Origin of the sequence: Pseudodesulfovibrio pelocollis, from assembly GCF_030282845.1 — a bacterium.
Taxonomy (GTDB): Bacteria; Desulfobacterota; Desulfovibrionia; order Desulfovibrionales; family Desulfovibrionaceae; genus Pseudodesulfovibrio; species Pseudodesulfovibrio pelocollis.
The window spans coordinates 1-6,467 of the sequence record NZ_JASTWE010000077.1; the positions used below are offsets into that span (position 1 = coordinate 1).

Annotated in this window: 8 protein-coding genes and 1 tRNA gene; 4 read left to right on the forward strand and 5 right to left on the reverse strand. The window is 62.1% G+C overall.

Annotated features, from left to right (window positions below; all coding sequences use genetic code 11):
* The first annotated feature begins 143 nt into the window (after positions 1–143).
* The gene (locus QQS14_RS15920) at positions 144–341 is read left to right on the forward strand and encodes a tautomerase family protein (RefSeq protein ID WP_285908006.1); all 198 of its coding nucleotides are present in this window, start codon (positions 144–146) and stop codon (positions 339–341) included.
* Positions 342–372: 31 nt separating this feature from the next.
* On the opposite strand, the gene QQS14_RS15925 is transcribed toward QQS14_RS15920, so the two are convergent.
* The 3 genes from QQS14_RS15925 to QQS14_RS15935 form a co-directional block, all read right to left on the reverse strand.
* On the reverse strand, positions 373–2,493 hold the full coding sequence (locus QQS14_RS15925) for an acetate--CoA ligase family protein (protein WP_285908007.1): 2,121 nt from the start codon (positions 2,491–2,493) through the stop codon (positions 373–375).
* A 141-nt stretch (positions 2,494–2,634) separates the two neighbouring features.
* On the reverse strand, positions 2,635–3,354 hold the full coding sequence (locus QQS14_RS15930; RefSeq protein ID WP_285908008.1) for an MBL fold metallo-hydrolase: 720 nt from the start codon (positions 3,352–3,354) through the stop codon (positions 2,635–2,637).
* Positions 3,355–3,435: 81 nt separating this feature from the next.
* Complete coding sequence (locus QQS14_RS15935; protein ID WP_285908009.1) at positions 3,436–3,819, reverse strand: gamma-glutamylcyclotransferase family protein; 384 nt, start codon at positions 3,817–3,819, stop codon at positions 3,436–3,438.
* 249 nt (positions 3,820–4,068) lie between these two features.
* Between QQS14_RS15935 and QQS14_RS15940 the strand changes: the two genes are divergently transcribed.
* Positions 4,069–4,144: transfer RNA gene (locus tag QQS14_RS15940), tRNA-Thr, on the forward strand.
* Positions 4,145–4,285: 141 nt separating this feature from the next.
* Here QQS14_RS15940 and QQS14_RS15945 read toward each other — a convergent pair.
* Positions 4,286–4,471 (reverse strand): hypothetical protein, encoded by a 186-nt coding sequence (locus QQS14_RS15945; RefSeq protein WP_285908010.1) that lies wholly within the window; start codon positions 4,469–4,471, stop codon positions 4,286–4,288.
* A 39-nt stretch (positions 4,472–4,510) separates the two neighbouring features.
* On the opposite strand from QQS14_RS15945, the gene QQS14_RS15950 reads away from it, so the two are divergent.
* Positions 4,511–5,347: a hypothetical protein gene (locus tag QQS14_RS15950; protein WP_285908011.1), complete on the forward strand. Its 837-nt coding sequence runs from the start codon at positions 4,511–4,513 to the stop codon at positions 5,345–5,347.
* A gap of 224 nt (positions 5,348–5,571) precedes the next feature.
* Positions 5,572–5,997 (forward strand): hypothetical protein, encoded by a 426-nt coding sequence (locus QQS14_RS15955; protein ID WP_285908012.1) that lies wholly within the window; start codon positions 5,572–5,574, stop codon positions 5,995–5,997.
* 46 nt (positions 5,998–6,043) lie between these two features.
* Here QQS14_RS15955 and QQS14_RS15960 read toward each other — a convergent pair.
* Positions 6,044–6,467: hypothetical protein (locus QQS14_RS15960; protein WP_285908013.1), on the reverse strand; the 424-nt coding region annotated here is incomplete at its 5' end.

Below are 6,467 nucleotides of genomic sequence, written 5' to 3' on the forward strand. Positions count from 1 at the left end.
CGCCTGGTCTGTGCGTCTGGTCGGCGCGTCTGGCTTCTGCCCTCCCCTCCCTGTGGCCGATGGGCCGAAAGTGGGATAGGACCATGCAACGGACCAACCAAAACGCGATGCCCGGTCAGGCCCGGGCAATTCATGGAGGACCAATGCCCCACGTCAACATACGCATCACCAGGGAAGGCGCCACCGCCGAGCAGAAGCGGCGGCTGATCAAGGGCGTGACCGATCTGCTGGCCGAGGTGCTGGGCAAGAACCCGGCCACCACCTTTGTCATCATCGACGAGGTGGAGACCGACAATTGGGGCATCGGCGGCGAATCCGTCACCGAATTGAGGAAAAAATGACCCGCCCGGCCCGACGCCCGGATAGTCCCGACTAGTCCCGGCTCTCCCTGAGGTGCAGGGTCAGACGCACGTCGGCCACCAGGACGCGTTCGTGGTTGATGAGCACGGGGTTGAACTCCGCCTCCCACACCTGGGGCAGGTCCCGGGCCAGCTGGGCCATGATCAGGATGATCTCCTCCAGGGCGGCGGTGTTGACCGGCGGATCGCCGCGCAGCCCCTTGAGCAGCATGTACGACTTGATCTCGCGCACGATCTCGAAGGCGTCCTGGCGCGACATTGGCGCGAGCCTGAAGGAGATGTCCTTCATGATCTCCACGAAGATGCCGCCCAGGCCGAACATGAGCATCGGCCCGAACTGCTCGTCGCGCTTGAAACCGATGATCACCTCCTTGACCCCGGGCGGGCCCATTTCCTGGACCAGACAGCCCGCGATGTAGGCATCGGGGCGCATGCGCTGCGCCCTGGCCGTGATCTCCCGGAAGCCCCGCATGACCTCGCCCGCGTCACGCAGGTTGAGCACCACCCCGCCCACGTCTGACTTGTGCGAGATGTGCGGCGAGGCGATCTTGAGGACCACGGGGTAGCCCATCTCCTCGGCCGCGGCCACGGCCTCGTCGCTGGAGCGGGCCAGCACGGTCTTTGGCGTGGGCAGCCCGTAGGCGCGCAGAACCTCCTGGGCCTGGAACTCCACGATCTCGGGTTCGCGCCGCTCCTCGTGCTCGCGGATCACCGCAAGGGCCATCTCTCGGTCACAGGGAAATTCCGCGTAGATCGGCTCGGGTCGGTGCTTCCACAAATAATATTCATACATGCTCTCGATGGAGCGGACCGCGGCCTCGGGGAAGGCGTAGCACGGAATCCCGGCCTCCATGAGCATGGTCCTGGCGCGGGCCACCCGCGTCTTGCCCATGAAGCAGGCGAACACGGGCTTGCCGCACTTGCGCGCGGTGTGGATGACCGCCTCGGCGGTCTTCTCGATCTGCACCGAGGCCGTGGGCGTGAGCAGGACGAGGAGCGAATGGACCAGCGGATCGTCGGCCACCACGTCCAGGGCCTTGCGATACCGCTTGGCGTCGGCATCGCCCACGATGTCCACCGGATTGTAGAAGGCGGCGTAGCTGGGCAGAAACTCCTGGAGCCGCTCGATGGTGCGCTGGGACAGTTCGGCCACGGTCAGTCGCGAGCGGTCGGCGATGTCGGCCGTGAGGATGCCCGGCCCGCCGGAGTTCGTGACCACCGCCAGATTCGGCCCCCGGGGCAGCGGCTGGGTGGAAAAGGCCTGGGCGAGGTTGAAGAGCGAGGCCACGTCCGCCACCCGGATCACCCCGGACTGATGAAAGGCGGCCGAGTAGGCCTGATCCGACCCGGCGATGGCCCCGGTGTGCGACGACGCGGCCTTGGCACCGGCCGTGGTGGTGCCGGACTTGATCATGATCACCGGCTTGTTGCGGCACACGGCCCGGGCCTGTCGCAGGAAGGCCTCGCCGTGCTCCACGTTCTCGATGTAGCCCAGGACGACCCGGGTCTCCCGGTCGCCGTCGAGGTAGCCGAGCATGTCCGCCTCGTCCATCACCGCCTTGTTGCCCAGGCTGATGAACTTGGAAAATCCGATGTTCTCGCCCAGCGCCCAGTCGAGGATGGCCACGCACAGCGCGCCCGACTGCGAAAAGAAGGCGATGGACCCGGCCCGGGGCTGGCCCGCCGCAAAGGAGGCGTTGACTCCGTGGGCGGGGTTCATCATGCCCAGACAGTTGGGGCCGAGCATGGCGATGGAGTGTGCCTCGCACAGGGCCTTGAGCTCCTGCTCCAGGTGGTAGCCCTCCTTGCCCACCTCCTTGAACCCGGCGGTGATGACAATGACCGACTTGGCCCCGATCCCGGCCAGGGCCACGATGGACGGGACCACATGGTCGCGCGGCACGGCGATGACCGCCAGATCGAGCCCGCGCGGCAGGTCCGCTATGTCGCGCACCGCGGTGATGCCCTCGATGACGCCCCCCCTGGGATTGACCGGGAAGAGCTTCCCCCGGAATCCGGCCCCGAGCATGTTGACCATGACGGTGTGCCCGATCTTGCCGGGCGAGGCGGACGCGCCGATGATGGCCACGGTCTCGGGATGAAAGAAGGCGTGCAGGGTTTCCTTGGCGATCAACGGAGGCTCCTGAAGCGATTGAGGTTGCGCGACGCAAGGGCAACCTAACCCGAAACACGGCCCTGAACAAGCTCTCTGGGCCGTGCCCGGCCATCGTGACACATCCGATGCCCCACGGCTCCCTCCCGCACCGGCGAAGGCTCAGACCTCGAACTCCGCCCTGTTGCCGGGCCGCTCGTAACGGAAGATGCGCGATCCCCCCGGCCTGGCCTCGAAATCGGCCAGGAACGCGGTGTCGCCAAAGGTGTGCATGGGCACGAAGACCCGCGCGCCAGCCATGCGGCAGGCTGTTTCCCCGCCAGCCCGGTTTGCCAGCCGTGGATCAGTGTTGGAAAAGGCCACATGGGGCCGGAACTCGCGCGCCCGCTCCATGGCCGCCCGGAAGAAGGTCCGGGTGAACTCCGCCTCGCGGGCCTGCGCGCCCGGCCATATCCACTCGGCCAGATCGCCGCCGTAGTAGAATCGAAGCCCCCTGTCCTCCACCAGATAGGCCACGCCCAGGTCATTGCTGGCCAGGGTGCGCACGTCCATGGCGTCAAAGGAATACCGCTCGTCCGGCTCGACCACGAGCACCTCGCCCCGGGTGGGCACGGCCTCGGGCCGCAGCTCTGTCACATCGTCAGAGAGCACGGTCCGCACCGAGGCAGCCTCGGCGGTGACCGCGTCCATGTTCTCGTTTAGATGATCCTCGTGGCCGTGGGAGATGAACACGACCAGATCGCGCCCGTCCACGGCCCGCCGCACCATATCCGCTGCCCCGGGCGGCAGATGGGCGTCGCCCGGGTAGTCGAAGAGGTAGGTCCGGCCCGGCGCGTCGAGCACGAAGCTGTTATGATGTATATAGGTGATGGCGATGTGCATGGTCCGCTCCGGCCCGAGCATAGCCCTGCCGCTACTCCGGCGCAAGGGATCGAGCACGGACGACAGGGCGATCCGCCCATCTCAGGGCCGGAATTCGCCGTCCTCGACGAGCCGCCCTCCCCTGTGGGGATAGAAATATATCCAGGCGCGCACGATGCGTCCGTCGTCAAGGAGCACGTCGATCTGCTCGCGCCGGTAGAGGACAGGATGGTCTTCCAGAGCGTCAAGCCGGGCCAGCATGGCGTCGTCCACCGCATACACCTCGCCCTGCACCCTACTCACCGGCTCGTCCGGGAACACGCCAGGGTACTCGTCCACATACAGGGCATACCGCTCCGCCGTCCTGCCAGCCCCCACACGGGATGCCCGCCTGAGGAGGAAATGATTGGGAAAGCCCTGCTTCAGGGTGCCATACACAAAAACGAGGTGCCTGTGGCCCTGCTTGCGCCCACTTGCCTGCGCCACATCCACTCCTCTCCGGTCTCGCCGGATTGACGTTTTGCGCATCCCGCCGCCCCAACCTCTACAATTATGTCACACCACGCCCCCCCAAACAAGGCGATGATTGACAAAAACTAAACAAATACAGCAATATCTAGCCACCCTCTTCCCGCTCTCCCCATCCTGATTCAAAGACCGAGCCAAAGCCCAAACTCCCCATGTTTTTCCCTTGACCCCGCGCCCGCCCCTGGTTTAAAAATCGTCTCCCCTTTCGCCAGAATAGCTCAGATGGTAGAGCAACTGATTCGTAATCAGTAGGTCCGGGGTTCAATTCCCCGTTCTGGCTCCAAGGAAATCAAGGGCTGACAAGGGTTTCTACCCAAGTCAGCCCTTTTTCATACTGTCGAAAATTGCCGAAAATTGGCGACCGAGGGACCCGCACAAGGGTCCCTCGGTCCTGTTTTTGGGTCCCTAACGGGTCCCTCAAAAATCACTTCTTGTCGGTGGTCAGGTCGAGCGGACCCAGGCGCACGAGATTGACGGCGAGCTGCAGGGCATCATCCGTGACATCCGCGTATGTGTCGGCGGTCACCCTGAACTCGGAGTGGCCGAGGAGTTTTTGCAGGGCCTTCATCCCTCCGCCGGACTCCAGCATGCCCACGGCGAGGTCGAGCACCAGGAGCTTCAGGATCTGCTCTGGGAAACGGCCCAGCCGATGCTGGGAGACAATGGCGCTGACTCGGCGTTCTCGACTCGCGACGCGCGGGACTGCGCCCTGCTGACAGGCTCGCACAACCTGATCCCCGCGCTGCACAAGGCGGCTGAAGCCGCCAGAACGCAGCATGGAGCCATGGCCAGGATCTGCGCTTACAGCGGCAAGGGCAGCCGGGAGATGGCCCTGCGGTGCGCCTGGAAGCAAGGCAGCCCGATATCGTTCGGCGGGGCGTTCGGAGCCACATCCAAGCACGTCCTGACAGCCGTAGAGGCCGAGGTGTGGCAGGTCGCCTACACCATCGCCGATGAGTTGCTCACGCTCATCGAGTCCGAAGGCATGAAGATCACGGCCAAGGAGATGGAGGGCTTCCTCCTGGAAGCCCTGGCGTCAGCGGCAGCGGACATCGCGCACGAGGTCGTGCACAAGGGCGCGCGCAGGGTGATCGAGGCGGTGATGGCCGCACGGACATACGATGAGGCGCAACGGTTGGCGAAGAACGCCGCGCAGGGCTTCTTCAGGGACGCTTGCGCCAGGCCGGACCTGTACGAGCAATTGGCGATCGGCAGGACCACGCTCGCGGTCGCCTGCTACGACTTTGAGGACCACGACACCTTCGCCACATGCCACGCCCTGCACTATCTGCACGAAGGGAGCTTCCACAAGGTCCACCCGCTGCGTCCAAAGGCGGACGAGATCGCGAAGAGGGTCGCCCTGGACGCCAGGAAGCAGCTTTGCCTTGAGCAGATGGCCGATGCCGCTGCCGGAAGCTACGCCGGGGAGCGTGAGACACAAGCCCAGGCGAAGGTGTTGGCCCAGCTCCTGGCCGAAGATCAATAGCGCACGATGTTCGGATACTTCGCGGCCATCTTCGGCCAGAACGTCTTGGCGTCTCAAGTGATAGACATGAGATATTGGATAGGGTATTTGGGTTGCCGTGACTCGTTCAAGAAAATTTACTTATTCATTGAACAAACTAGGAGCGGGTTTTGGGGTGCAAACCTTCCATCTGGGGCGCAAATTTGAATTTTGACACTCTATTTCGCTTGTCCTATCGTTGCTGCATGCTTGAAGCACTTAAAAAGACACTTCCTATGGGACTTGGCTGTTCCATCGTCGCTGCAGGGTATGCGATATTCATGCATCATACTTTTGAAGAGAACTGGGCAGCATCGCTATCATCAGTCATTGGTACTTTCGTCATTGGTACGCTTTTTTGGCATTGGCTTGAACCTGCAAAAAAACGATTTGCGATATTTCGAGGGCTTATTATCGGTCTTGGCACTGGGTGGATATCCTTGTACCTTGGAGTCGTGGGCGGCTATGCCGCCACCGCTTTATCGGAATGGCCTTCTCTAGCGGTTTTTTTGCAAGGAATTATCGGTTCAGTTGTAGTTACTCCTATTCTCATTGTAGCCAATGGTTGGATTAGCATATCATGTTGCGGGCTGATTGGAGTAGCCCTGACTCTTTACGCCAAAAAGCGGTGATGCCGTTTGGCATCACCGCGGATTATTTTACGAAGTACCCAACACATTATTCAGTAACAGAAGGCCCTTTGAGTATCCACTTCAGCCCAGAAGGAATTGCCCTCTTGGCTTTCTCCGGCAGATCTTTCGCCGTTTCGAATGCTTCTCGCAATGCATCCTTTGAAAGGAGCAAGTCCCCCCGATCAACAGCTGTTATGATTTTGTCGATGTCTTCCTGCGGCAAATCGGCCAATCCAGCCTCAAGATACGCTTCCGAGTGCGAATCATACGCCTTCTCTTTCAACTCCTCGGGTTTTGATTCATCCCACGTACCGCTTCGCAGGCCAGCTTCCATCTTGAACTGTAACCGGTCCTTGGTCCGTTCCATCCACTCTTGTCCTTCTTTGGACAGTTCCGGTTTCAGCTTGTCGAATCGTTTGACGTATTTGTCACCGTATTCCCGATAGTAGTCCGGAGCCTTCTTGCCCGTG